General features: G+C 58.9%; 24 protein-coding genes. 15 read left to right on the forward strand and 9 right to left on the reverse strand.

What is annotated here, in order from left to right; genetic code table 11:
• Positions 1-88 precede the first annotated feature (88 nt).
• From EL257_RS18645 to EL257_RS18655, 3 genes are all read left to right on the forward strand, one after another.
• A complete protein-coding gene (locus EL257_RS18645) occupies positions 89-559 on the forward strand; it encodes a hypothetical protein (RefSeq protein ID WP_126365103.1) in 471 nt (156 codons plus the stop codon).
• 482 nt (positions 560-1,041) lie between these two features.
• The gene (locus tag EL257_RS18650; protein WP_126368182.1) at positions 1,042-1,935 is read left to right on the forward strand and encodes a sensor histidine kinase; all 894 of its coding nucleotides are present in this window, start codon (positions 1,042-1,044) and stop codon (positions 1,933-1,935) included.
• Complete coding sequence (locus tag EL257_RS18655) at positions 1,932-2,591, forward strand: response regulator transcription factor (protein ID WP_126365105.1); 660 nt, start codon at positions 1,932-1,934, stop codon at positions 2,589-2,591. Before EL257_RS18650 ends, EL257_RS18655 begins: the two co-directional genes overlap by 4 nt.
• On the opposite strand, the gene yegS is transcribed toward EL257_RS18655, so the two are convergent.
• A complete protein-coding gene (gene yegS, locus EL257_RS18660; protein WP_126365107.1) occupies positions 2,575-3,492 on the reverse strand; it encodes a lipid kinase YegS in 918 nt (305 codons plus the stop codon). The genes EL257_RS18655 and yegS overlap by 17 nt on opposite strands.
• A 310-nt stretch (positions 3,493-3,802) precedes the next feature.
• Between yegS and EL257_RS27805 the strand changes: the two genes are divergently transcribed.
• On the forward strand, positions 3,803-4,111 hold the full coding sequence (locus EL257_RS27805) for a hypothetical protein (RefSeq protein WP_172604503.1): 309 nt from the start codon (positions 3,803-3,805) through the stop codon (positions 4,109-4,111).
• Positions 4,112-4,168: 57 nt separating this feature from the next.
• Here the strand turns inward: EL257_RS27805 and glp are convergent, their stop codons facing one another.
• Together glp and moaB are read right to left on the reverse strand one after the other, a co-directional pair.
• Positions 4,169-5,395: a gephyrin-like molybdotransferase Glp gene (gene glp, locus EL257_RS18670; protein WP_126365111.1), complete on the reverse strand. Its 1,227-nt coding sequence runs from the start codon at positions 5,393-5,395 to the stop codon at positions 4,169-4,171.
• Complete coding sequence (gene moaB, locus EL257_RS18675; RefSeq protein WP_042560237.1) at positions 5,379-5,918, reverse strand: molybdenum cofactor biosynthesis protein B; 540 nt, start codon at positions 5,916-5,918, stop codon at positions 5,379-5,381. Before moaB ends, glp begins: the two co-directional genes overlap by 17 nt.
• An 81-nt stretch (positions 5,919-5,999) precedes the next feature.
• Here moaB and mobA point away from each other — a divergent pair, with 81 nt between their 5' ends.
• The gene (gene mobA, locus EL257_RS18680; RefSeq protein WP_126365113.1) at positions 6,000-6,602 is read left to right on the forward strand and encodes a molybdenum cofactor guanylyltransferase MobA; all 603 of its coding nucleotides are present in this window, start codon (positions 6,000-6,002) and stop codon (positions 6,600-6,602) included.
• Positions 6,603-6,680: 78 nt separating this feature from the next.
• Complete coding sequence (locus tag EL257_RS18685; protein WP_126365115.1) at positions 6,681-6,902, forward strand: YgdI/YgdR family lipoprotein; 222 nt, start codon at positions 6,681-6,683, stop codon at positions 6,900-6,902.
• 77 nt (positions 6,903-6,979) lie between these two features.
• Here the strand turns inward: EL257_RS18685 and EL257_RS18690 are convergent, their stop codons facing one another.
• From EL257_RS18690 to EL257_RS18700, 3 genes are all read right to left on the reverse strand, one after another.
• The gene (locus EL257_RS18690) at positions 6,980-7,870 is read right to left on the reverse strand and encodes a pseudouridine synthase (protein ID WP_126365117.1); all 891 of its coding nucleotides are present in this window, start codon (positions 7,868-7,870) and stop codon (positions 6,980-6,982) included.
• Positions 7,871-7,940: 70 nt separating this feature from the next.
• Entirely contained in the window at positions 7,941-8,258 is a 318-nt protein-coding gene (locus tag EL257_RS18695) for a transcriptional regulator (protein WP_126365119.1), read from the reverse strand.
• A 163-nt stretch (positions 8,259-8,421) separates the two neighbouring features.
• Positions 8,422-8,658, reverse strand: coding sequence for a glutaredoxin family protein (locus tag EL257_RS18700; RefSeq protein WP_126365121.1), 237 nt, complete (start codon positions 8,656-8,658; stop codon positions 8,422-8,424).
• Between the two features lie 208 nt (positions 8,659-8,866).
• On the opposite strand from EL257_RS18700, the gene EL257_RS18705 reads away from it, so the two are divergent.
• Positions 8,867-10,579 carry a cation:proton antiporter gene (locus EL257_RS18705; RefSeq protein WP_126365123.1) on the forward strand — a complete coding sequence of 571 codons (1,713 nt, stop codon included), beginning with the start codon at positions 8,867-8,869 and terminating at the stop codon, positions 10,577-10,579.
• Here the strand turns inward: EL257_RS18705 and EL257_RS18710 are convergent.
• Positions 10,576-11,784, reverse strand: a complete 1,209-nt coding sequence (locus EL257_RS18710; RefSeq protein ID WP_126365125.1) for an ammonium transporter — start codon at positions 11,782-11,784, stop codon at positions 10,576-10,578. The two genes, EL257_RS18705 and EL257_RS18710, sit on opposite strands and share 4 nt — an antisense overlap.
• 303 nt (positions 11,785-12,087) lie before the next feature.
• Between EL257_RS18710 and EL257_RS18715 the strand changes: the two genes are divergently transcribed.
• From EL257_RS18715 to EL257_RS18750, 8 genes are all read left to right on the forward strand, one after another.
• Complete coding sequence (locus EL257_RS18715; protein ID WP_126365127.1) at positions 12,088-12,402, forward strand: DUF883 family protein; 315 nt, start codon at positions 12,088-12,090, stop codon at positions 12,400-12,402.
• Between the two features lie 2 nt (positions 12,403-12,404).
• Positions 12,405-12,791, forward strand: a complete 387-nt coding sequence (locus EL257_RS18720) for a phage holin family protein (protein ID WP_126365129.1) — start codon at positions 12,405-12,407, stop codon at positions 12,789-12,791.
• A complete protein-coding gene (locus EL257_RS18725) occupies positions 12,788-13,120 on the forward strand; it encodes a hypothetical protein (protein ID WP_126365131.1) in 333 nt (110 codons plus the stop codon). Before EL257_RS18720 ends, EL257_RS18725 begins: the two co-directional genes overlap by 4 nt.
• Positions 13,121-13,244: 124 nt before the next feature.
• A complete protein-coding gene (locus tag EL257_RS18730; RefSeq protein WP_126365133.1) occupies positions 13,245-14,408 on the forward strand; it encodes an EAL domain-containing protein in 1,164 nt (387 codons plus the stop codon).
• A gap of 69 nt (positions 14,409-14,477) precedes the next feature.
• Positions 14,478-15,806: a deoxyguanosinetriphosphate triphosphohydrolase gene (locus tag EL257_RS18735; protein WP_126365135.1), complete on the forward strand. Its 1,329-nt coding sequence runs from the start codon at positions 14,478-14,480 to the stop codon at positions 15,804-15,806.
• A gap of 325 nt (positions 15,807-16,131) precedes the next feature.
• Positions 16,132-16,758, forward strand: coding sequence for a response regulator transcription factor (locus tag EL257_RS18740; protein WP_126368184.1), 627 nt, complete (start codon positions 16,132-16,134; stop codon positions 16,756-16,758).
• Positions 16,759-16,766: 8 nt separating this feature from the next.
• Positions 16,767-20,411, forward strand: a complete 3,645-nt coding sequence (locus tag EL257_RS18745) for a transporter substrate-binding domain-containing protein (RefSeq protein ID WP_126365137.1) — start codon at positions 16,767-16,769, stop codon at positions 20,409-20,411.
• A 48-nt stretch (positions 20,412-20,459) separates the two neighbouring features.
• A complete protein-coding gene (locus EL257_RS18750) occupies positions 20,460-23,405 on the forward strand; it encodes an HD domain-containing phosphohydrolase (protein WP_126365139.1) in 2,946 nt (981 codons plus the stop codon).
• On the opposite strand, the gene EL257_RS18755 is transcribed toward EL257_RS18750, so the two are convergent.
• Both EL257_RS18755 and EL257_RS18760 read right to left on the reverse strand, forming a co-directional pair.
• Positions 23,406-23,888 carry a GAF domain-containing protein gene (locus tag EL257_RS18755; RefSeq protein ID WP_126365141.1) on the reverse strand — a complete coding sequence of 161 codons (483 nt, stop codon included), beginning with the start codon at positions 23,886-23,888 and terminating at the stop codon, positions 23,406-23,408.
• Positions 23,885-24,775 (reverse strand): ATP-binding protein, encoded by an 891-nt coding sequence (locus EL257_RS18760; RefSeq protein ID WP_126365143.1) that lies wholly within the window; start codon positions 24,773-24,775, stop codon positions 23,885-23,887. Before EL257_RS18760 ends, EL257_RS18755 begins: the two co-directional genes overlap by 4 nt.
• Positions 24,776-24,865 lie beyond the last annotated feature (90 nt).

Raw genomic sequence — 24,865 nt, forward strand, 5'->3', positions numbered from 1 at the left:
GTGCACGGCTGAGCGCGGTCGGCCGATGATTCATGATCGGCGCCACACACGGCATTCCCTCATCAGACGTGACGCTGTGGAGATAAGCATGCCAATCGACCGAAAAGACTGGGCACAACGCTTCCCCGAGTTCATGGTCGAGGCCGAAACGCTGCTGGCCAAGTCCGAAGAATGCCTCAGCCATCTGCAACTGATCAGCAATGACAAGGATGCCATCGACTGCATGCTGAGCACGCTGCTCAAGCTTGCGGGTCGCGCCGAGGCGTTGGCTCTCGAAGCGATTGCCGAGTTTTCCCTGCACATCTACAGCCTGCTCAATCTGACCCGCGATCAGGTCGACCTTCACGAACAGGCTCTTGATGCACTGAGGGATTGCTTTACGTTGATGGCGTGGCAACTGGAATTGGTCGACCCGAAAACCGGGCAACTCAGTCTCGATGAGAGTGAACAGGCCGCGCTGGTTGATGCCCTGGCGTTTCAGGTAGGCCAAATTCATTTTCAACCGACGCAGACGAGCAAACGTTTGCTGCCATTGACCTACCTCGAGCGGCAGGCCTGACCGATAAAATTGCGCCGAGCGCGCAGTCTTGAAGTCTGCCGAATGTCGTTATCGAGGGCTGCATACCTGCCAGCGACAAATCGAATCAAATAATTACACCTGATTGATGCGGATATCTTCGCATCGACCTCAGGGTTTACCCCGTGTTTAAAAACTGATTTTGAACAATCATCGGTATCTATGGGAAACAATAAACAGGCTTTTTCCATTATGGAACTAACGTCCAATCGAGACGTATTTCCTGACCGACTGGACATATATGGCGAACGCGACCAACGGTATGTTAAGTGGTATTATGCCGACCGTTAGTTGCCTCGTGTTAATGGCACGATGATTTCAATGTCCCGGTTTCCAGCGAAGTTAACGGCCTTATATCGTTCACCGCGTCGTTGAATCAATACATCACAGAAAGCATGTCCAGACAGAGACCGCCAGCCTCCCGCCGGTCTATCCGCAGCGAACATCCATTGGCTCCATCCGCTATGTACGCCAGCCTCAAGTCAATCACCACATGGCCTCCCTCGCGGGAAAATGCCCGCCGGTTTACCCTCATATTGAGTGTGGCGGCGACACTCGGCAGCGTGCTGACCTATGGTTTTGCTGCGCCACTCAGCCTGGGTTTGCTGTTACTCAACGTCGCAGCCACTGCGTGTGTGTGGGTGCAATATCGGCTCTCACGCAAATCGATCAAGTTCCAGCCGCAGGAACTCGCCGACCGCCTGTTGCAAGTCCAGGAAAACGAGCGTCATCGGCTCAGCCGTGAACTGCACGACGATATCGGCCAATTGCTGACTGCCGCCAAACTGCAAAGCGAATGGCTCAAACGTCGAATGCCGCAGGAGTTGCAAGAGCAGTGCATAGCGCTGTGCGACACCCTTGAAGAAACCCTCAACAAAGTGCGCGATGTTTCGGCCATTCTCAATCCTCGCCAGCTGACCAGCCTGGGCCTCGAAGCGAGCCTGCGCGCGCATCTGCTGAAGACGCTGACCAACACGGACATTCACTGGAGTCTCGATTGCCAGCAGCGCCTCAATGGCATTCCGGAAGAAATGGCGGTGGTTGCGTTTCGCCTCGCTCAAGAATCCGTGACCAATATCCTGCGACACGCGCAGGCCAATAATCTGTTGATCCGCGTGCAACGTCTGCCGCAGGGCCTTACGCTGCTGATCAGCGATGACGGCCTGGGATTTGCCCCCGCCGCCAATCCGGGACGGGAAGGACAACGCGGCATGGCCGGGATGGCCGAACGGGTTGAACAACTGGGTGGCACCTTGACGGTCACCAGTGAGCCGGGCAAAGGCACACAAATCGAAGCACTTCTGCCCTGGGCGCCCCGTGCACTCGAACGGGCCAGTACCAATAAGGTTATGCGTTGACTTGTAATTTACTTTTGGTGGATGACCACTCGCTGATCAGGGCCGGCGTGCGCGCTCTGGTGCTGGATATTCCCGGCTACGCCGTCATCGGCGAAGCCAACGACGGCTCGCAACTGCTAGAAATGGTCGAGCAACTGGCACCTGATATTGTCTTGCTGGACATTTCCATGCGTGAAACCGGTGGCCTGGAAGCCTTGCAACGGCTCAAACGCGTGCGGCCGCAGAGCAAGGTGCTAATCCTTTCGATGCACACCGACCCGGCGCTGATCATGCAAGCGCTGGAGTCAGGCGCGCATGGATACCTGCTCAAGGACACCACCGCCACTGAGCTGGAACACGCTCTGGATGCATTGCGCAACAACGAGCGCTATCTCAGCCCGGCGATCGCCCACACCGTGATAAATCAGGCGCTGACACGCAATCAGAAACAGCAACCGGAAGTCGCCGACTCGCATAATCTGACGGCGCGCCAGTTGGAGATTCTCCGCCTGATCGTCCGGGGCAAATCGACTCGGGAAATCGCCAATGGCTTGGGCCTAAGCATCAAAACGGTCGAGACCCACCGCTCGCAGATCATGAAACGCCTGCAAATTTATGACGTAGCAGGCCTGGTGCTGTTTGCCGTGCGCGAGCAGATCATCAGTCTTGATGACTGACCGAAGACGGGCCGGACAGCAAAGGTGAATCCTTCGGCAAGTGCACCTGCAGCGCCGCCGGACTCGCCTCGAAACGCAGACTATCGCCTTCCAGCGGTTCACCATCGAGATTGATGTACAGCCCTTCGGCGACCTTGATCTCGACCCACGGCAAGCGCACGCGCACAAACATACTGTCGAGGCTGAAGCCGTCGGTCAGCAGGTTCTTCAGCGTGCCAACCAACTCTTGTGGCGCCGGCAAAATACTGATGTCCAGCAATCCGTCATCCACGCGCGCTTCGGGACATAAAACGTGCCCGCCACCGGCCTGCCGGCCATTGCCGATACCCAACGCCAGCAGTTCGCCACTCCAGTGAAAATCCGGCCCCTGCAACTCACCGTACGCTGCATGCAACTCGCTGAATCGGGACAATCCGGTGAACAGATAGGCGGCCCCTCCCAAGACTTTCTTCAGATCTTCCGAGGTGTTGGCGGTGACTTGACTGCCAAATCCGCCGGTGGCCATGTTCAGGAAAATCTGTCCACCGACTTCACCCAGATCAATCGCTGACGGCGGCGTATCAAGCAGTTGCAGGGCCTCGGCCGGCTCCAAGGGAATTCCCGCCGCGCGAGAAAAATCGTTTGCAGTGCCCAGTGGCAAGAGCACGAGACTGGCCTTTTGTGAACTCTTCGCGAGGGCCTCGGCAATATCCCGCAAGGTGCCATCACCACCCCCGGCGATGATTTTTGTATAACCCGCCGCCAACGCTTCCTCCACCAGACGCTGAGCGTCGCCCGCTTCCCAGGTCAGTCGCACCGCCAGCTCCCAGCCTTGCGCGCGCTGGCCCTCGACTGCTGCGCGCACCGATTCGTTGAGTGCCTGCTTGCCATGCAGAATCAATAGCGCCTTGCGTTCACTCATAACGGTTACTCCACAAATGGATGTCGTGCATATCTTGACCATCGCGACCGCAAAAAAAGCCGCAAGATCGACAATTAATTCAGGCGTCTGGCTTGGGCGTCCTACAAGGCGGTACTTATTCTTACAAAACATGCGGAAACGGCTTAATTGACCTGACCGGATCAGTAGTTCACCGTGCGCTGGCGGTTTAAATTTTCAGTCCCAATACACAAGGATGTGCATGTAATGAATGGATACACCCTTATCGGTCTCATCGGCTACGCCGACAGGCTTGGCGGTAAATGTGGCATCACAACCGATGGATATTCACATGCCAGCGCCTGAAGCCAGAAAACCAGTGAGTCAGATTGCTCCGTTCAGCGAAAGCCGCGTCTCGCAGAAAACCGATTTTACGGGCAGTCCCAAAAGCACCGGAGAATACGATATGGAACCCCGCTTTGCCGAACTGGAAACACACCTCAAGTACATCCGTCGCGACATGGACGAAGTCAGAGGTGACGTCAAAGCGATCAAACATCGCCTGGCCTATTCGGCAGGTGCGACAGCGGTGGTGCTGGGCCTGCTGGGTTGGGTGGCCAACAGTCGGTTTGATCAACTGGTGACCCTGATCGGCCAGTAACCCACGAAGTGCAGGCGTCGACGTTCATCGTCGAGCCTGCATTCGCGAAGCGAAGGCTCAGCCCAGAAGATCGCTGAGTGGGATAAAGACGACTTCATCACCGGCCATCAATGTCCGGTTTTCCAGCACTTCGACCAGCCCATCGGCCCAAGCCGCACTGCGCAAAACACCCGAGCTCTGATTGCGGTAAATGATCGCCCGACCGTTTTCCAGTCGCCCGCGCAGATACTCACGGCGATTGCCCGGCTGTGGCCAGTCAAAACCCGCTGGCACCGGGAACCTCAAGGGTTCGACGTCCTTGACACCTTGACGGCGCAGCAAATAGGGACGGGCGAGCAAGGCGAAGGTGACGAGCGTCGAAGCCGGGTTACCGGGCAAGCCGATCACTGGCACGTTGCAGAAATGGCCGACGGTCAACGGTTTGCCGGGTTTGATCGCCAGTTTCCAGAGTGCCAGTTCGCCTTCTTCTCGCAATGCGATGCCGAGAAAGTCAGCTTCTCCCACCGAAACACCGCCGGTGGAGAGAATCAGGTCGACATCCTGCAACTCGCCCAGTCGAGCGCGAGTGGCCGCCAGATCATCCGGCAGAATCCCGGCATCAACCACTTCGCATCCCAAGCGCTGCAGCCAGCTGCAAAGAAGCACACGATTGCTGTTATAGATCTGCCCCGGGCCCAGCGCCTGTCCGGGCTCGACCAACTCGTCACCGGTGGACAGCACCGCGACACGAGCCTTGCGCACAACGTTCAGACCGGCGCAGCCCAAGGAAGCGCACAAGCCTTGTTCGATCGGGCCCAGGCGATTTCCGGCTTGCAGAATCAACTCACCAGCGGTGGTTTCCTGGCCTTGCGGGCGAATGTTCTGTCCTACCGTCAGGGCCTCGTTGAAGCAAACCCGTTCATCGCCTTGAACCACGGCGTTTTCCTGCATTTCAACGCAATCGGCACCTGACGGGACTGGCGCGCCGGTGAAGATCCGCGCGCACGTGCCAGGCTGCAACGGTTCAGGGGCTTGCCCGGCGAAGATCTTCTGGCTGACGGGCAATGCCTCGCCGGTCCAATCGGCCAACCTGAGGGCGTAGCCATCCATGGCACTGTTCGGCCATGGCGGGAGGTCCAGCGTCGAGATCAGATCGTCGGCCAGCACGCGCCCATCGACCTGGGCCAACGGCAGATATTCGCGCTCGGTGATCGGCGAGGCCTCTGCCATTTCCAGCAGACGGGCCAGTGCGGCCTCGACCGGCATCAGCGTGCCGGTCTTGCCCGGCTTACCCACGGGATTCACAAGGCGCCGCCTGTTTGAGATGGGTAACGAAATTGCACGGACGATGACGCGCGTCCAGTTGCTCGCCGAGAATGCCGTCCCAGCCGGTACGCACGGCGTTCGTCGAACCTGGCAAGCAGCAGACCAGCGTGCCGTTGGCCAAACCGGCCAGCGCGCGGGATTGCACGGTTGAGGTACCGATATCCGCCACCGAGATTTGCCGGAACAACTCACCGAAGCCGTCCACTTGCTTATCCAGCAAGCAGGCAACGGCTTCCGGGGTGCTATCACGTCCGGTAAAACCGGTACCACCGGTGATCAGCACGACCTGCACAACATCGTCGGCAATCCAGTTCGCGACTTGCGCGCGAATTTTGTACAAGTCATCTTTAAGCAACACCCGCGCTGCCAGGTTGTGGCCAGCCGCTGCCAGGCGGTCGACGAAGACCTGGCCGGAGGTGTCGGTTTCCAGCGTTCGAGTATCGCTGACAGTCAGCACCGCTATATTGAGCGGTACGAAAGGTACATCAGCCTTGGCTTTCATAGGCTCATCCAGTTGTAGGGGAAACAGCCCGGTGTTATATCACAGCGCCCCCTTTTTTCGCCGCCCCTGTGGAGAGCCGCCATGCCCTTGAATAAGCCATTGCCACTCTGTTCGATTCTGCTTCTGGCGGGCGGACGCGGCCAGCGCATGGGTGGCCAGGACAAGGGGTTGCTTCCATGGCTGGGCGAGCCTCTGATTGCACACTTGCAGCGCAAGGTGCGTGCGCTGACGGACGATCTGATTATCTCGTGCAACCGTAATCGAGAGCTCTACGCGCCATTTGCTGATCAGCTGGTGATGGACGACGAAAGCGGTTTTCCAGGGCCACTCGCCGGGATTCGTGCAGGCCTGAAAGCCGCGCGCCATAGCCATCTGCTGGTGTTGCCGTGTGACGTACCACGCATCGACGCTGCCCTTCTGCAAAGCATGCGCGAGAGCGCTGATCTGCATTCTGAAAAACCTTTAATGTTGCGCCATGGCGAACACTGGGAACCCTTGTTGTGTGTCATTCCGGTAGCGCTTTCATCGGCATTCGATGACGCCTGGAATGCCGGCGAACGCAGCCCCGGTCGGGTGATGCGCAGCCTCGGTGCCACGGCTCTGCAGTGCCCTGAGAACGACCCGCGCCTCGCCAACCTCAACACCCCCGAACTGTTAAGTTCTTACAACACTGTGTCAGACTGACACCACTCAAGGAACTTGCACGCCTTGCATACGTCTCAAGCTCAGTAACCAAAAGAATTCCCATTCGGAGACACACCCATGACTCAACGGACCCTCGCCACTTTCATGCTCGCACTGGGCCTGGCCACCCTCGCCGGTTGCTCCTCGCCTACAGTGATCACCTTGAATGACGGTCGCGAAATCCAGGCCGTCGACACCCCGCAATACGATGATGATTCGGGCTTCTACGAGTTCCAGCAGCTGGACGGCAAAGAAACCCGCATCAACAAGGATCAGGTTCGTACCGTTAAAGAGCTGTAAGCTCGGCGTCGAAACCAGATACAGAAAAGCCCGCATTCAATGCGGGCTTTTTCATGGGCGCTGGAAATCCTCGGGTGTTACCACTGCAAAGTGATTCGACTTTCGAATTGACGTTCTTCGCCGCTCACCGGATCGATGAATCGCAACCCCTGAGCAAGAAGCTTCAACGGATTGGCGTAATCGTCTTCGATGTCTTGCAGGACGTTGGGATAGAACGGATCGTTGCAAATGCTGGCGCCCAACGCGGTCATGTGGACTCGTAGCTGATGCTTCTTGCCGGTCACCGGAAACAACCCGTAGCGCCACAGATCGCCGTTCTTCTCCCTGACTTCCACTGCCGTTTCGGTGTTGCTGACTCCCGGCCCTTCCTGCATGCGGAAAAACGGTTCGCCATCAACCAGACGACTTTTGTGCACCAAAGGAAAATTCAGCTCAGGCAATGCCGGTGCAATCGCTTCATAACGCTTGTCGATCTGCCGCGTCGGAAACAACGACTGGTAAGCCGCGCGGGTTTGCGGATTGGCCGAGAAAATCACTAGCCCTGCGGTATGTCGATCGATCCGGTGCAGCGGCACCAGATGGGTATTGTCCAGACGACGAATCAGCCGCCGCAGCAAAGTTTGCTCAACGTATTCACCTGCGGGCGTCACCGGCAGAAAATGCGGTTTGTCTGCCACGACCAGATGTTCATCGGCATACAGAATCGACTCGACCACCGGAATCGGTTTTTCGTCCGGCACTTCGCGAAAGTAATGAATGCGCAAACCTTCCTTATACGGCAGATCCAGCGCAATCGGCTGACCCTGACTATCCAGCACCCTACCCCGTGCAATGCGGTCCAGCCATTGCTCACGGCCGATGGCCCGGAAGTGCTCGCACAGGCAATCGAGAACCGTCGACCAGTTGCCCGGAGGCAGATACAACGTGCTGGCCTGTTGCTGTGCAGCAGAAAATGATGGGGTGGACATACGGATATTCAAACTCTCGAGGCAGGCCGGCATTATCCAACACTTGAGTCAGAAGCAACTAGCCCAATCCTCAGGCCGGAATCGACCTGAGCGCCGCCGCTTCTGTGAACTCCTTCAGCCAGCGCAACACGTCGACCGCCTCCCAGCGCCCCGGATCATACAAGGCGTATAACAAGCCCTGGTAACCGACCACATCCAGTTGTTTGTGGTAGCCGGCGCGTTGAAACAGCGCCTCGATCTCGGCAAAACACGTATTGAAATGCACTTTGTTAAAGGGCGTCTTGCCTTCCGTGACCAGGCCGTCGAGGCGCAATTCGATGACGGCCTCGCGCACCACGTCAACCGACATCCGGTTCACGCTGTTCTTCAACTGTTCGACATTGACCACGGTTTATCCCTCTGACGTCCGGTTTCCTGCGCCACCCTGTGATAACCACGGGATGCAGCAGGCTGAAGCATTTACTGTATGAACATACAGTAACCGAATAAACGGCAAAGTGCCAAGGAATGGATAAACGCGCACGACCAGCGGAATGCCCAAAAAAATCGCCTCAGCGAAGGAAAGCCACCACTTGATCGGCGCTGAACGGCCAGTCCAGCTCCGCACCGGTATCAACGCGGCGCAGCACCGGAATACGCAAGCTGTAAGCCTCGTACCACGACTCATCTTCGGCAATGTCCACCAGTTCCACCAGCAGACCATGCTCGACAAAGGGCATCAATTCGGCTTCGGCGACTTCGCACAGATGACATCCAAGGGTGCCGAACAACTGACATTCAGGAGGCATGATGACTGGCCCAGGTAATGGAGCGCCCATTCTAGGACGCGCTGGAAAACCCGTCGACCCACCGCCGCCGAAAGGTCCAAGCACACCTGCGGCCACTGCCGCGCAAAACCCTGACGCACATCAGTCCGGCAAAAAAACGATTAAGCGATGCTCTCGGTCTTTTTGCCTCTACGCTTGAGAGGCCAATGCCCTGACATCGGAGTGTCCAGTGTTTGCCAATCTGTTGATCATCCTCGCCTCGTCGCTCGTGGTAATTGCGCTGTTTCGCCGCCTGCGTCTGCCTCCGGTGCTGGGCTATCTGTGCGTGGGTTTGCTGGTCGGCCCCAGCGCGTTCGATTGGGTCAACGAAAGCGAGCATCTGCCAGATGTTGCGGAGTTGGGCGTGGTGTTCCTGCTGTTTTCCCTCGGGCTCGAGTTCTCGTTGTCGAAGATGATCGCGCTGCGCCAAGTGGTGTTTCGCCTCGGCAGCCAGCAGGTGCTGATCAGTACCGCGCTGTTGGGATTGCTGCTGATGTGGCTGGGCATGCCGCTGACGCCAGCCCTGATGCTCGGCGCCGGACTGTCCCTGTCGTCAACGGCGATCGTCAGCAAAGAGCTTGGCAGCCTTGGCGAGGTATTCACCAGCCACGGCCAGAATGCGATTGGCGTTTTGCTCTTTCAGGATGTAGTGGCGGTTCTGTTACTGACGCTGGTGCCGGTATTCGCCGGCAACGGTACGCAAGCATGGTACTGGGCACTGCCGCTGACACTGGTGAAAACCGTGGTGCTCTTTGTCGGGCTGCTGCTCGCCAGCCGCTGGCTCTTGCCACGGCTGTTTCACGAAGTGGCGGCCTCGCGCTCGGCGGAATTGTTCGTTTTGCTCGCGCTGGTGATCGTTCTGCTCACTGCATGGCTGACGCATTTGCTGGGGCTGTCGCCGGCGCTCGGTGCCTTTCTGGCGGGCATGCTGCTCGGTGAAAGTCATTATCGGCACCAGATCGAGGCTGATATCCGACCGTTTCGCGACATCCTGCTCGGGGTATTTTTCGTCAGCATCGGCATGCTGATCGATCTGCAACTGTTCGCCAGTGATGGGCTGCTGATCATCGGGCTCACCGTCGGCTTGATGGTGATCAAGGGCATCGTTGTCGCCCTGCTGGTGAAATGGCGCGGCAGCGACGGTGAAACAGCATGGCGCAGCGGCCTGGCCCTGGCTCAGGGCGGTGAATTCTGCTTTGCGCTAATGGCGCAGATGCAGCAAAACAGCCTGCTGCCTGAACGGCTCGGCGCCCTGCTGTTGGCGGCGACGTTTTGTTCGATGGTGATGACTCCGCTGTTGCTGCGGGTCGCGCCACGTATAGCAGCGGCGTTGCATCGCAAACCCAATCAGGCGGCGCAGATCGAAAAGATCAGCGCGCTCAACGCCGACCTCGACCAGCACGTGGTGATTTGTGGCTACGGCCGAGTCGGCCAATCCATCGGGCGTTTCATGCGCAGCGCCCGGCAACCTTTCATCGCGCTGGACAGCGACCCGGTGCGCGTGCAAGAAGCTGCGACCAGCGAAAACGACGTGCATTACGGCGACTCATCACGCGGCGATCTGCTGACGGCGGTTGGCTTGTTGCGCGCGAGATTGCTGGTGATCGCCGTCGATCAGAGCGACGTCGCCCTGAGCATTCTCATGCAGGCGCGCCGGCTCAATGCCCATGTGCCGATTCTGGTGCGCACCCGCGATGACAGTCAGTGGGCCGAGCTGAAAGCCGCCGGCGCCACCGAAGTGGTGCCGGAGCTGCTGGAATCGAGCCTGATGCTCGCCTCTCACGCGCTGGTCATGCTCGGCCTGCCGGCGCACCAAGTGCAGGAACAGGTCGATCAGGTGCGCATCGACCGCTATCGCCTGCTTCACGGTTTCTATTCGGGGGCCGAAGGTGAGGAGACTTAGTCCTGGCTCACTGCGCCGATCTTGTGCAGCGAGAGGTCGGCGCCGTAATACTCTTGTTCCTGGCTCAGGCGCAGCCCATGCAACGCCTTGATCACGCCATATACGAGGAAGCCACCGATCAGCGCGACCGCAACGCCGAGTGCGCTGCCGATCAATTGGCTGATCAGGCTGACGCCGCCGATGCCGCCGAGTGCGCTCTGGCCGAATATGCCACAGGCGACACCGCCCCATACGCCGCACAAGCCGTGCAATGGCCACACGCCCAGCACATCGTCGATGCGCCACTTGACCTGCGCGGCCGTGAAGCACCAGACGAACAACGCGCCGGCAATCGCCCCGGTGACCAGCGCGCCTACCGGGTGCATCAGGTCGGACCCGGCACAGATCGCTACCAAGCCAGCCAACGGGCCGTTGTGCAGAAAGCCTGGGTCATTGCGCCCGACGATCAACGCCGCCACAGTGCCGCCGACCATTGCCATCAACGAATTGACCGCCACCAGGCCGCTGACGCCTTGCAACGTCTGCGCGCTCATGACGTTGAAGCCGAACCAGCCGACGATCAGAATCCACGAGCCCAACGCCAGAAACGGAATGCTCGACGGCGCGAAAGCTACCAATCGGCCATCGCGATACCGGCCGTTACGCGGACCAAGCAACAGCACCGCGGCGAGCGCCAGCCAACCGCCCATGGCATGCACCACCACAGAGCCGGCGAAATCGTGAAAAGCTGCGCCGAACTGCTCCGTCAGCCACGCTTGCAGACCGAAATTGCCGTTCCAGACCATGCCCTCAAAGAACGGATAGATAAACGCTACGATCAATGCCGTCGCGCACAACTGCGGTACAAACCGCGCACGCTCGGCAATGCCGCCGGAAATGATTGCCGGGATCGCGGCGGCAAAGGTCAACAGGAAGAAAAACTTAACCAGCCCGTACCCGTGATCGGCGCTCAAAACCGCCGCCGGCTGCATGAAGGTCACACCGTACGAGATCCAATAGCCTATAAAGAAATAGGCCAGCGTCGAAACGGCAAAGTCACTGAGGATTTTCGACAAGGCGTTGACCTGATTCTTCTGCCGGACCGTACCGACCTCGAGAAAGGCGAAACCGGCGTGCATCGCCAGCACCATCACAGCGCCGATCAGAATGAACAAGGTGTTGGAGCTGTGAACCAGCGTGTCCACAGCGCTTTGCAGATTTTCCATAGAACGGCAGACCTGAAGGCGGAAAAAGCACCAAAGCGGTTCATGTGCACATTCCATGCACCAATGTGCGACGGCAGATCATTCACGCGAAAACTGAATGAGCCACTTTGGCGCACATGGCCGATGTCCTGACACGAACCGGGCTTATTTAGGATAAGGTTTTCGAGGCATACGCTCGGCAACAGCGCACAACCTCAAGGCAACGCACCACGACACAGCAAAAGTTGTACCAGCCATTTCCACTGAACCTTCACGCAAGGCTCATACTCGAACGCTTCAGACGTCACCTACGGAGATCCACCAATGGCCAGCATCAAGGCAAAAAACGCTCAAGAAATCCTGATGAACGACTTCCAGACCCTGGTCGCCGACACCGAACGGTTGCTCGAGCACACCGCCACCCTGGCCGGCGATCAGGCAGATGAACTGCGCGAACAGATCCATGAAAGCCTGTTGCGAGCCCGTGAAACTTTGAAACTGACCGAAGAAACGCTGCGCGAGCGCGGCCAGGCAGCAGTGACTGCGACCGAAGATTATGTTTCGGCCAACCCATGGCAATCGGTCGGTATCGCCGCAGGCGTGGGCTTCCTGATTGGCCTGCTGGCCACTCGGCGCTGATCATGTCGATCGGTGAATCCGGCCCGACTGCGGGCACCGCCTCTTCCACGCGGCGTCTGGGCGCCGCCGTTCTCGGTTTGCTGCACAGCCATGTCGAACTGTTCGGCATAGAGTTGCAAGAGCAGAAGTCGCGCACCGTCAGCCTGCTGCTGTTTGCAGGCCTGGCGCTGGTCTTCGCCCTGTTGCTGCTGGTGGGGTTGTCGACGCTGGTGATGATCCTCTTTTGGGACACCTACCGCCTGCCAGCGATCATCGGCCTGTGCGTGTTTTACACGCTGGCGTCGATCTTCTGCGGCGTGCGTCTGAAGGCAGCGATCTTCGATGAATCCTCGCCATTCCACGGCACGCTCGAAGAGCTGGCCAACGATCGGGAGCGCCTGCTGCCATGAGCCTGCCTGAACTTCCACACAACAGCTCGCGACGAGAAATGCGCAAGGCGTTGATTCGCCTGCGCATGGAAATGCACCGCCAGGAAATCCGTCAGGAAGCCGGGCAAGTGCTGCAACCGCTGCATCGCATGCGCGGCATGACGCAAAACCTGCAGAGTGGTTTTGGTATCAAGCACGCGCCATTGTGGGGCGTAGCGGCTGTCACCCTGCTGGGCTTTCTCACCGGCAAGGGCGCGAAAAGCGGCGGCGGTGGGGCGAGCCGGTTGATTCGGCTCGGTACCACCCTCGGCCCGTTGATCAAACTGGTCATGCAGTCTGGCAAACGCTGAGCAGACGCATCTGGCTACATTCTTGCAACACTGTCGGGATGGACCTCCGTATCCGGAGGTTCAATCCCGCGCGCCTACCCGGCCGGCGGGGTCAAACCAGAACAACAATGACTAAGGAGGCTCCGTGATCGACGGGCAACCGCTCGCCTGCTTTCAGCCTTTCATCGATACCGCCACCGGACGCATCGCAGGCGTTGAAGCATTGGGTCGCCTGCGCCAGGCCGATGGCCAACTGACCTCGGTCGGACCGCTGTTCGCCGACCCGCGCACACCCGCCATCGCTCTGCGTCGCATGGACCGGCAGATCCGGGACAATGCACTGAGCCGTCTGCGCGACGCGCCGCCTGAATGGTTTCTCAGCCTGAACATGTCGCCCCGCTGGATCAGTCGCCTGCGGGCCGATCAGGCCCTGCCCAGTCTCAAACAACTGGCGCGGCACGACGTTGATCCACAACGCATCGTCTTCGAAATCACCGAACTGGGTGGTAACAGTCAACGCTTGAGCGAAGTGGTTGCGCGCTATCGCGAAGCCGGCGCAAGAATTGCCATCGACGACTTCGGCGCCGGTTATTCGCAACTCGATCGCGTGCTCGCGCTGCAACCGGATATTCTCAAACTCGACATGCGCCTGTTCCAGGCCGCGGCGTTGGGCGGCCCCAGTAGTGATGTGGTCAAGGCACTGGCGCAAATGGCCGAGAAAACCGGCTGCTGGATCATCGCCGAAGGTGTCGAGACCGAGGCGCAGCTGAATTTCGCCCTGGAATGCGGCTCGCGTTATGTGCAGGGCTTTCTCTTCGCGCGGGCCGAAGAAGCGTTTTTCGCCAGCGACGCGTTCGTGCCGCGGTTCGCCGAATTGCGTCAGCGCTATGTGCAGCAGAAGCTTATCGAACGCGGTCGGTTGATGCAGATGCGCCAGCAACTCAGCGAGTTGATGGCGATCCTGCAAGCCTGGGCGCAGACCCATGCGCCTTTGAGCGCGTTACCGCAACTGGAGGCGTTTCCATGGTTGCTGCGGTTCTATCAATGCGACCGCCATGGCACGCAACTGACGCCCAATCTTGAGTGGCGACACAACGGTTGGGTCGCTGACAATCGTTATCTGGGACACAACTGGTCGTGGCGCCCGTACTTCTATCATTTGCTGGCTGAAGGTTGGGAAGAACGGCGCTTGACGCTTTCCAACACCTATCGCGATGCAACCAGCAATCAGTATTGCCTGACCGCCGGACAGTTTTTTGATAACGGCGATCGGCTGCTGTTGATCGACATTGATGCGGCGGGCCTGTAGTTCCGCTTGCAGGCGCCGGGCTGAACCGGGAAGCTAGGGTGATCAGTCACCAGACGGAGAGAATCAGCCTTGGATTGGCAAACCCTGCTCAACCGCGAACGACTCGGCAAGCCGCTGCACAGCCCTCAGGAACTCGGCCGAAGCCCTTTCCACAAAGATCATGACCGCATCATATTTTCCGGTGCCTTTCGCCGCTTGGGTCGCAAGACTCAGGTGCACCCGGTGTCGAGCAACGACCATATCCATACGCGCCTGACCCACTCGCTGGAAGTCAGTTGCGTCGGCCGTTCGCTGGGCATGCGCGTCGGAGAAACCCTGCGCAGCGCCCTCCCCGACTGGTGTGATCCGGCCGATCTGGGCATGGTCGTGCAATCGGCCTGCCTGGCCCACGATATCGGCAATCCGCCTTTCGGCCATTCTGGTGAAGATGCCATTCGCCATTGGTTCCAACAGGCCGCCGGGCGTGGCTGGCTGGACGGCATGAGCGAAGCGGAGCGCGGTGACTTCCTCAATTTCGAGGGCAACGCCCAAGGCTTCCGCGTGCTCACGCAGCTCGAATACCATCAATTCGACGGCGGTACGCGCCTGACCTACGCGACGCTCGGGACCTATCTGAAATATCCCTGGACCGCTCGGCATGCCGATTCGCTCGGTTACAAAAAGCACAAGTTCGGTTGCTACCAAAGTGAACTGCCGCTGCTTGAGCTAATCGCCCACAAACTCGGCCTGCCGCAACTCGAAGATCAACGCTGGGCGCGGCATCCATTGGTGTACCTGATGGAAGCGGCCGATGACATCTGTTACGCGCTGATCGATCTGGAAGACGGTCTCGAAATGGACCTGCTGGAATACGCCGAAGTCGAGTCATTGCTGCTTGGCCTGGTCGGCGACGATCTTCCGGAAACCTATCGCCAGCTCGGCCCGGAGGATTCGCGCCGACGCAAACTCGCCATTCTTCGCGGCAAAGCCATCGAACATCTGACCAACGCTGCGGCGCGGGCATTTGTCGAGCAGCAGGACGCATTGCTCGCCGGCACGCTGCATGGCGACCTGGTGGAACACATGCACGGCCCCGCCAAGCGTTGCGTGTTGAATGCCAAGGACATGGCGCGCAAGAAAATCTTTCAGGATAAACGCAAGACTCTGCACGAAATCGGCGCCTACACCACGCTGGAAATCCTCTTGAATGCTTTCTGCGGTGCCGCACTTGAACAACACAATGGGCGCACACCCTCCTTCAAGAGTCGCAGGATTCTCGACTTGCTCGGCAACAACGCGCCTGACCCGAACAGCCCGCTGCACGCGTCTTTCCTGCGCATGATCGACTTCATCGCGGGCATGACCGACAGCTACGCCAGCGACATGGCGCTGGAAATGACCGGTCGCTCCCACCGTTGAAAACCCACCGCTGGACCGACCCGTCAACGGGTCGGTCGAGTACCCACAACGACATTGACCGCACTCTTGCCAACGGTTCGAAAACAAAACTCTTAAACAAACAACAACACGACGGGCAAACTGTCTTCGCCAACACAACGTTCTCGACTTTCGCCTATAAACACAAGTGCTGTTACTTACGCACGGCCCAGCACAGTGGTAGTCCCAGTCCTTTTTAATTGTAGGACTTTTCCCATATAGCCTCTGAGACCCCATCGGTCCCTGCGACCATTCATTCATCTGAGCTAAGGTGCGCGCTTTATTCGTGCTTGTATGGGATTTGATTATGAACTCCGTTTTTATTGTCGACGATCACCCGGTCATACGTCTTGCCGTTCGAATGTTGCTGGAACATGAGGGTTACAAGGTCGTCGGCGAAACCGATAACGGGGTCGATGCCATGCAAATGGTCCGTGAGTGCGCGCCAGATCTGGTCATCCTCGATGTCAGCATCCCCAAACTGGATGGTCTCGAGGTACTCGCCCGTTTCAACGCGATGGGCTCACCGTTGAAAATCCTCATCCTGACGGCGCAATGCCCCACCTTGTTCGGCATTCGGTGCATGCAATCGGGCGCATCCGGTTATGTCTGCAAACAGGAAGACTTGAGCGAACTGGTGAGTGCGATCAAGGCTGTACTTTCCGGTTACAACTATTTCCCCAGCCAGGCATTGAATCCCGTGCGCAGTGATGATGCCCGCTATACGGAGCTAGAGTTATTCAAAGCGGTGAATGACCGCGAGTTGATGGTTCTGCAGTTATTTGCCCAGGGACGCACTAACAAGGAAATCGCCAAAGGCATGTTTTTGAGCAACAAAACAGTCAGCACTTATAAAAAACGGCTGATGCAAAAACTCAAAGCCAAGTCCCTTGTAGAACTTATCGAGATGGCCAAACGAAACGCACTTGTGTGAGAGGCAACATGCCCAGTCGATTGAAGGACTACCTGATTGCATTGAGCATTTTTATTTGCTTGTGCATGCCTTTGCGCACCAGCGCCGACACCTCGTCAGACTTTGCCTTGTTGAGCCGGTCGGCGAGCGAATCGGTCCAGGTTGTTTTCGAGGCACCGCAACGGCAATGGTTGCAGACCCGCAACGAACTGGTCCTGGGAACCTCCGCCCCTGATTACCCGCCCTTCGACATGACGGTCAGCGGTCGTGACTACGAAGGATTGACCGCCGATTACGCCGGCTTGCTGAGTCAGGCCACGCAGTTGCCCATCCGCATCCGCCGGTTTGCCTCCCGGGCTGAAGCGATCCGGGCGCTGGTCGACGGGAAAATAGATCTGTTGGGCACGGCGAACGGTTTCGAAGCCGACGACGCCCGACTTGCATTATCCCAGCCTTACGCCGTCGACCAGCCCGTCCTGGTCACCCGCGAAGGTGAAACCCGTCGCCTCAGCGAGGGACTGGCCGGAATGCGCCTGAGCATGGTTTATCACTATTTGCCGCTGGCCGAAGTCAAAGCGCTGTACCCCAAAGCACTGATTACCTGCTATCCCTCCTACCAGAATGCGATCAACGCCGTGGCCTTCGACCAGGCCGACGTCTTTCTCGGCGACACGCTTTCCACCCATTACATGATCAACAAGGGCTATCTGAACAACGTGCGCATGGCCAATTTCGGCAAGCAGGAAGCCAACGGTTTCAGCTTCGCAGTGCGCCGGGACAATACCTCGCTGTTGAGCGTCATCGATCAAGTGATCAAAGCGATACCCCGTGGCGAGCGCGACAATATCGCCAAACGCTGGACTGCTGGCAGCGACCTGCTGCTTACCGACCAAAAGCTGCAGTTGACCCAGCGGGAAGAGGATTGGCTGAAACGTCACCCAGTGGTCAAGGTGGTGGCAAACGAGGCTTTTGCACCGCTGACGTTTTTCGATAGCGATGGCAATTTGCGCGGCATCAGCGCGGATCTGCTGGAGTTGATCCGCCTGCGCACCGGCCTGCGCTTCCAGATCCGCCGCAGTCGAAACGATGCCGAAATGATCAAACAGATCGACGCCCATCAGGCTGACCTGATCGCAGCGTTGCTGCCGACCACGGAACGGGAAAAAACCCTCAGCTTCAGTCGTCCGTATCTGGAGAACTCTTACGTCCTGTTGACCCGCAAGACTGCCGACAGTCCGTCGCACCTGAACCAGCTCAAGGACAAGCAACTGGCAATCGCCCAGGGCAATCCGATGGTCGAATATCTGCGCCGCGAGTTCCCCCGCATTCACCTGATCGAGACAGCGGACACCTTCAGCGCCGTATCAATGCTCGCCGACGGTCACGTCGATGGCGCCATCAACACGTTGGTCATTGCCAACTATTTCATCTCGTCACGGATGTTTGAGCAGCCGCTACAGATCACTACCACCATCGGCACCGGTCAGGCCGCTTTCTCACTGGCCACTGCACGGGACAACCCGGAGCTGGCCTCGATCCTCGACAAAGCCTTGTTGAGCATTGCCCCTGAAGAACTCGGCGTCATCAACGGTCGTTGGCGGGGTTACTCTGCCGCATCGCAAAGCGCCTGGCGCAACTACCAGCGATTGTTCTATCAGGTGGTGCTCGGTGCGTGTCTGCTGCTGATGCTGCTGCTGGCGTGGAATGCCTACATGCGGCGCCAGATCAATCAACGCAAGGCAGCGGAGCGCGCGTTGAGCGATCAATTCGAATTCATGCGCTCGCTGGTCAACGGTACACCTCACCCGATCTACGTCCGCGACCGCGCGGGACTGTTGCAGAGTTGCAACGACAGCTACCTGCAGGCGTTCAGCGCCCAGCGCGAAGACGTAATCGGCAAAACCGTGATGGAGGGCTCATTGAGCAATGCCTTCGAAGCCCGCGCTTTTCACGCCGATTATCAGCGCGTGATTGCCGAAGGCCGTCCGCTGGTGCTGGACCGCCCGTTGCACATCGGCAGCCAGCGTCTGACCATTTACCACTGGATCCTCCCCTACCGCGACTCCAGTGGCGATGTGCAGGGCATTATCGGTGGCTGGATCGATATCAGCGAGCGCCGACAGTTGCTGGACGATCTGCGCGCCGCTAAGGAACAGGCCGATGACGCCAATCGGGCCAAAAGCACCTTCCTCGCCACCATGAGCCATGAAATCCGCACGCCGATGAATGCCGTGATCGGCATGCTGGAACTGACACTCAGGCGCATGGCCCCGGAGCATGCCGATCGTTCATCGATCGACACTGCCTACCAATCCGCCAAAGACCTGCTCGGACTGATCGGTGACATTCTCGATATCGCCAGAATCGAATCAGGGCGTCTGAGCCTGACGCCTGAGCGGGTCAACCTCATCGACACCGTCAACGCTGTGGTGCGCATCTTCGAGGGTCTGGCCCGGCAGAAAAACCTGTCGCTGCTGCTGACGATTAACCCGCCGGAACTCGCGGTCGACGTGTGCCTTGATCCGCTGCGCTTCAAGCAAGTGCTGTCCAATCTGATCAGCAATGCCATCAAATTCACAGAGCAGGGCCAGGTGAGGATAACGCTCGACCTGATCCCTGCAGACGCTCCGGCACACGGCCTCCTCCAAGTGACAGTGCAGGACAGCGGCGTCGGCATCAGTGCCGAGGACCAGCAGCGTCTGTTCGAACCCTTCGCCCAGGCCGACAGTGGCGGCCAGCGCAGCCGAAGCGGCGCGGGACTGGGTCTGGTCATCAGTCGCAGCCTTTGCGAAATGATGGGCGGCCAGCTGCTCTTGAGCAGCCACCCCGGCATCGGCACCCGGGTCATCATGTCGCTGCCCATGGAGACTTTTGCCGCCGAGGCCACCACGGCAAAACCCGAACCCGCCATCCACACTTCCGCTGCGCCGTTAAACGTTCTGGTGGTCGACGATCATCCGGCCAATCGCTTGCTGATGTGTCAGCAACTGGAGTTCCTCGGCCATCGCTTCTGCACCGCTGAAGATGGGCGCAGCGGCTTCGAGCAATGGCAGAAGGGTCAGTTCGATCTGGTGATTGCCGATTGCAACATGCCGTTGATGAATGGATATGAGTTGACCGGTGCCATCCGCCAGCATGAGCTGCAGAACAGACAACCGCCCTGCATCGTGCTCGGCTTTACGGCCAATGCCTTGCCTGAGGAAGTGCAACGCTGCAAACAGGCGGGAATGGACGACTGCCTCTTCAAACCCCTGAGCCTGAACGTGCTCAGCCAATGGGTCGGAGGCGTCCAGCCCGCCGCACGTTGTCCTGCCTTCAATGTTGACGGATTGAGTTTGCTCACCGGCGGTAATCCCGCCCAGGCCAGGCGCCTGATGACCGAACTGCTCAACAGTAATCGCGCTGATCGTGAGGAATTGCTGGCGTTGTCCGCCGAAAACGATCGTCATGCGCTGGCGCTGATCGCCCATAAAATCAAGGGCGCCGCGCGCATCGCACAGGCAAAACAGCTGATCGAATGTTGCGACGCCCTCGAACAAGCCTGCGCCCAGGCGTTGTCGCCCCACGAGATCAATCAGCGACGCGACGCGAGCGGCATTGCGATGCTCGATCTTGAGCAAGCACTGGAGCAACAATTGACCCTGACCGGGCAAGGCAAAATGAACGGGGCTTAACTATGCTTGGGCGCTGAGCAGTGAGTTAAACATCATGGAGAGTCCGAAATGCCCAGCCCACTGCGCCCGGAGCAACACCGGTTTCCGCTGCACGTGCACATCAGTGTCATGTTCACCTTCCTGTTGTTGCTCACCGGCGTGGTGCTGGGCCTGTTCCACTACCGCCAGACCACGCAGATCATTCTCTCCAGCAGCGAAAAGCTGTTTGAACGGATCGAGCAGGATGTGCGCCTCGACATGGCGGCCACCTACCAGCCGATCCGGCATTTGCTGAGCCTGCTGGCGGAGAACCCGGCCAGCCAGGCCACCCACCTTGAACAACGCTTGCCGTTGCTCAAGCCGTTCAGCCAGTCACTGACCGACAACCCCAACCTCGCCTCGCTCTACCTGGGCTATGCCAATGGCGATTTCTTTATGGTGCGGCCGCTGCGGACGGCCGCACTCAGGGACCAGCTGAAGGCACCGGATGCTGCCGTCTATCAGGTCTGGAGCATCGAACACGATGGGCAAGGCACTGCGCAGTCGCAATCGCTGTTCTTCGATCGAACCTTGACGCCTATCGGGCAACGGGACAACAGCGACGAGGCCTACGATCCGCGCAGTCGCGCCTGGTTTGCCGACGCACGCAGCAAATCCGAACAGATCACCACTGAACCCTATGTGTTTTTTTCCACGCGCAATGTCGGTACGACCCTCGCCCGGCGCAGCGGTGAAAACGCGGTCATCGGTGCCGATCTGACCCTGGCGACGCTGTCCGCCACCCTGAGCAAGCACAAGGTCACGCCGTCGACGGAAATTGCCCTGTTCGATGCCGATGGCAATGCAGTGGCCTACCCCGACAGCCGCCGTCTGATCGTCGATGACCGAAATGCGCATCTGGCCAAAGTCGCCGACCTGAGCCCGGCCCTGCATGCCCTGCTCGACGGTCAACACCGCGGCAATCGGCTGCAAGTTGACGATCGCCAATGGATCGTCGCCCGCAGTAGCATTCAGGAGGGTGGCCCGCAAGGTCTGCAACTGGCTTTGCTGGTGCCCGAGGACGAGTTGCTGGTCGATGCCTATCGCCTGCGCTGGCAAGGCGCGCTGATCACCCTGACCACTTTGCTGCTGTGCCTGCCGCTGGGCTGGCTGATCTCCCGGCTGCTGGTCAAACCGCTGCGCGCATTGGTCAAGGAAGCCGACGCTATCCGCAGCTTCGACTTCGACTTTCCGCTCGCACGGCGCTCGCCGGTGCTGGAAATCGACCAGCTCAGCCTGTCGATGGCGCGGATGAAAGACACCCTGGCGAGTTTTTTCCGGATCACCGACACGCTCGGCGCCGAAACCCGTTTCGCACCGTTGCTGCAACGGGTGCTGTTCGAAACTGTGCAGATCGCCCAGGCTCAAGCCGGTTTGATCTACCTGCGTGAAAGCGATGGCAACCGGATGGAGCCTTACGGACTGGTCATCAACGGCACGTCCCAAGCGCTGGAGGCGTTCGATATTCAGGGCCATGACTTGCAGAACAACACGGGGCCGACATGGTTTCAGCAATTGGTCAGTCGCAACAATGTGGTCTGCCATTTGGGTTACGATCAGGCGGCAGATCTGCAGAAGGTTCTGCTGGCCATGGAGGCGCCACGTATCCACCTGATCGGTATTCGCCTGCACAATCGCCACGACGAAACCATCGGCCTGCTGATTCTCCTGTCAAACGACAGCGGCGCTGCGGGCGAACTGGAGAAACTGCGACCTGACCGCATTGCCTTCCTGCAGGCCGTTTCCGGTGCGGCGGCGGTCAGCATCGAAAGCCAGCGACTGCAAGCCCGACAAAAGCAGCTGCTCGATGCATTCATCCAATTGCTCGCCGGCGCCATCGACGCTAAAAGCCCCTACACCGGCGGCCATTGTCAGCGTGTACCCGAACTGACTCTGATGCTCGCTCAGGCCGCCGCTGCCAGCCAGGCCCCGGCCTTTCGCGCCTACCAGCCGACCGAAGACGAGTGGGAGGCCCTGCACATCGCCGCATGGCTGCACGACTGCGGCAAGATCACCACCCCGGAATATGTAGTCGACAAAGCCACCAAACTGGAAACCATCAACGACCGCATTCATGAAATCCGCACACGTTTCGAAGTACTCAAACGCGATGCCTGGATAGATTACTGGCAAGCGCTGGCCAAGGGCGGTAACGAGGTTGCACTCAGCGAAATGCGCGACACCACGCTGGCAGCGCTGGACGAGGACTTTGCGTTCGTCGCTCGCTGCAACCTGGGCGTGGAAACCATGGCCGAGGCAGATCGGCAACGCCTCGATGGCGTGGCGCAACGCACCTGGGTGCGCACACTGGACGACCGTCTGGGCGTGTCATGGGAGGAAAGCAAGCGGCAGGCGCGTACGCCGGCGCCGCGCTTGCCGGTCAGCGAACGGCTTCTGGCGGACAAGCCCGAGCATCTGCTCGAACGCGACGCCAACGAACTGATCCCGGAAGACAATCCCTGGGGTTTCAAGCTGGATGTGCCGCATTACAAATACAATCGCGGCGAACTGTATAACCTGAGCATCGCTCGGGGCACGCTGACCCGTGAAGAGCGCTACATGATCAATCATCACATGGTGCAGACGATCATGATGCTCAGCCGCCTGCCCTTCCCAGGCCACCTGGACAGCATCGCCGAAATTGCCGGCGGCCATCATGAGAAAATGGACGGCACCGGTTACCCGAAACGCCTGAAGCGTGAGGAAATGAGTCTGCCTGCGCGGATGATGGCGATTGCCGACATCTTTGAAGCGCTGACGGCAGCGGATCGGCCATACAAGAAAGCCAAATCTCTGAGCGAGGCGCTGGGCATCATGGCAACGATGTCCCGGGAAGCGCACATCGATGCGCAATTGTTTGGCCTGTTCATCAGCGAGGGCGTGTACTTGCAGTACGCCAGCCGTTTTCTCGACCCGCAACAAATCGATGCAGTGGATCCGGCCAGCCTGCTGCGCAAGGCTGGCCTTCAAGAGTGATCAGCAGTCGGTCAGGCGCAGGAAAATCGCTGCCAGTTGCTCGATGCCTGCTTGGTCCTGCTCGCCAAAACGCGCCAGCTTCGGACTGTCGAGATCGAGAACACCGATCAGGCGGCCGTTTTTGACCAGCGGCACGACCAGCTCGCTGTTCGACGCACTGTCGCACGCGATATGGCCGGGAAACGCATGAACGTCTTCCACCCGCTGCGTCTGCAACGTCGCCGCTGCTGCGCCGCAGACACCGCGACCAAATGGAATGCGCACACAAGCGATCTGCCCCTGAAACGGGCCGAGCACCAGTTCTTCGTTGCGATTGAGGTAAAAACCCGCCCAGTTCAGGTCATCGAGCTGGTTGAACAGAAACGCCGAAAACTGCGCCGCGTTGGCGATAAAATCACGCTCGTCCGCCAGCAGCGATTCCAGCTGTGCGGCCAACATGCCGTAACCTTCCAGGCCTTGGCCGCTTTGTTGCAAATCAATCATGCCTTGTGCTCCAACAATTTCAGTCCCACCCAGTAACGAGCGAATTGGTACGCGCAACGTCCGTTGCGGTTACCGCGGCCGGTGGCCCAGCGCACCGCAAGGATGTCCAGTGCTTCGTCACGCTGCCAGCTCAGGCCGGCCTTCGCAGCCAACTGGCCGATCCAGTGTTCGACGACGTTCAGGAAGTGTTCTTGAGTAAACGGATAAAACGACAGCCACAGGCCGAAACGATCAGACAGTGCGATCTTGTCTTCCACCGCTTCACTTGGGTGCAGTTCGCCGTCCACGCGTTTCCAGTTTTCGTTATCGCTTTCCTTCTCCGGCACCAGATGGCGCCGGTTGGAGGTGGCGTACAGCAACACATTGTCCGGCGCCTGCTCGAGCGAGCCGTCGAGCACGCTTTTGAGGACGCGGTAATCACCCTCGCCCGATTCGAACGACAAATCGTCGCAAAACAGCACGAAGCGCTGCGCAAGCTTGCCGATCTGCTCAACCACCCGCGGCAGGTCGGCCAGATGATCACGCTCGATCTCGATCAGTCGCAGACCAACACCGGCGTGTTCGGCCAGCAGCGCGCGTACCAGCGAAGATTTGCCGGTACCGCGCGAACCCCACAGCAAGGCATGGTTGGCCGGCATCCCGTCAAGGAATTGCTGGGTATTGCGCCCCAACTGCTCCACTTGACGATCTACGCCAATCAGATCGGACAGACGCATGTCGAGACTGACTTCCAGCGGCATCAGATAACCGCTGCGGCCGTCGCGCTGCCAGCGTGCGGCCAGACAGGTGCCCCAGTCGATGTCCGGGCGTGGCGCCGGCAGCAACGGTTCGATGCGCGCCAGGACCGACTCGGCGCGTTCAAGAAAAGCATTCAATCGGGAATCCACGTCTTCTCCTCGGGCACTTTCACAGTGATGATGGCGATTTCGCGACGACACACGGACCAAAATACCCGCACAGCGCCTTGTTACAAGGCG

This window comes from Pseudomonas fluorescens, from assembly GCF_900636825.1.
GTDB lineage: Bacteria > Pseudomonadota > Gammaproteobacteria > Pseudomonadales > Pseudomonadaceae > Aquipseudomonas > Aquipseudomonas fluorescens_BG.

What these genes read in the sequence shown, in the direction of transcription:
- EL257_RS18645 (WP_126365103.1), top strand. Translation starts at nt 89, where the DNA reads ATGCCAATCGACCGAAAAGACTGGGCACAACGCTTCCCCGAGTTCATG.
- EL257_RS18650 (WP_126368182.1), top strand. Translation starts at nt 1,042, where the DNA reads ATGTACGCCAGCCTCAAGTCAATCACCACATGGCCTCCCTCGCGGGAA.
- yegS (WP_126365107.1), bottom strand. Translation starts at nt 3,492, where the DNA reads ATGAGTGAACGCAAGGCGCTATTGATTCTGCATGGCAAGCAGGCACTC.
- EL257_RS27805 (WP_172604503.1), top strand. Translation starts at nt 3,803, where the DNA reads ATGCCAGCGCCTGAAGCCAGAAAACCAGTGAGTCAGATTGCTCCGTTC.
- moaB (WP_042560237.1), bottom strand. Translation starts at nt 5,918, where the DNA reads ATGAAAGCCAAGGCTGATGTACCTTTCGTACCGCTCAATATAGCGGTG.
- mobA (WP_126365113.1), top strand. Translation starts at nt 6,000, where the DNA reads ATGCCCTTGAATAAGCCATTGCCACTCTGTTCGATTCTGCTTCTGGCG.
- EL257_RS18685 (WP_126365115.1), top strand. Translation starts at nt 6,681, where the DNA reads ATGACTCAACGGACCCTCGCCACTTTCATGCTCGCACTGGGCCTGGCC.
- EL257_RS18690 (WP_126365117.1), bottom strand. Translation starts at nt 7,870, where the DNA reads ATGTCCACCCCATCATTTTCTGCTGCACAGCAACAGGCCAGCACGTTG.
- EL257_RS18700 (WP_126365121.1), bottom strand. Translation starts at nt 8,658, where the DNA reads ATGCCTCCTGAATGTCAGTTGTTCGGCACCCTTGGATGTCATCTGTGC.
- EL257_RS18710 (WP_126365125.1), bottom strand. Translation starts at nt 11,784, where the DNA reads ATGGAAAATCTGCAAAGCGCTGTGGACACGCTGGTTCACAGCTCCAAC.
- EL257_RS18715 (WP_126365127.1), top strand. Translation starts at nt 12,088, where the DNA reads ATGGCCAGCATCAAGGCAAAAAACGCTCAAGAAATCCTGATGAACGAC.
- EL257_RS18720 (WP_126365129.1), top strand. Translation starts at nt 12,405, where the DNA reads ATGTCGATCGGTGAATCCGGCCCGACTGCGGGCACCGCCTCTTCCACG.
- EL257_RS18725 (WP_126365131.1), top strand. Translation starts at nt 12,788, where the DNA reads ATGAGCCTGCCTGAACTTCCACACAACAGCTCGCGACGAGAAATGCGC.
- EL257_RS18740 (WP_126368184.1), top strand. Translation starts at nt 16,132, where the DNA reads ATGAACTCCGTTTTTATTGTCGACGATCACCCGGTCATACGTCTTGCC.
- EL257_RS18745 (WP_126365137.1), top strand. Translation starts at nt 16,767, where the DNA reads ATGCCCAGTCGATTGAAGGACTACCTGATTGCATTGAGCATTTTTATT.
- EL257_RS18750 (WP_126365139.1), top strand. Translation starts at nt 20,460, where the DNA reads ATGCCCAGCCCACTGCGCCCGGAGCAACACCGGTTTCCGCTGCACGTG.
- EL257_RS18755 (WP_126365141.1), bottom strand. Translation starts at nt 23,888, where the DNA reads ATGATTGATTTGCAACAAAGCGGCCAAGGCCTGGAAGGTTACGGCATG.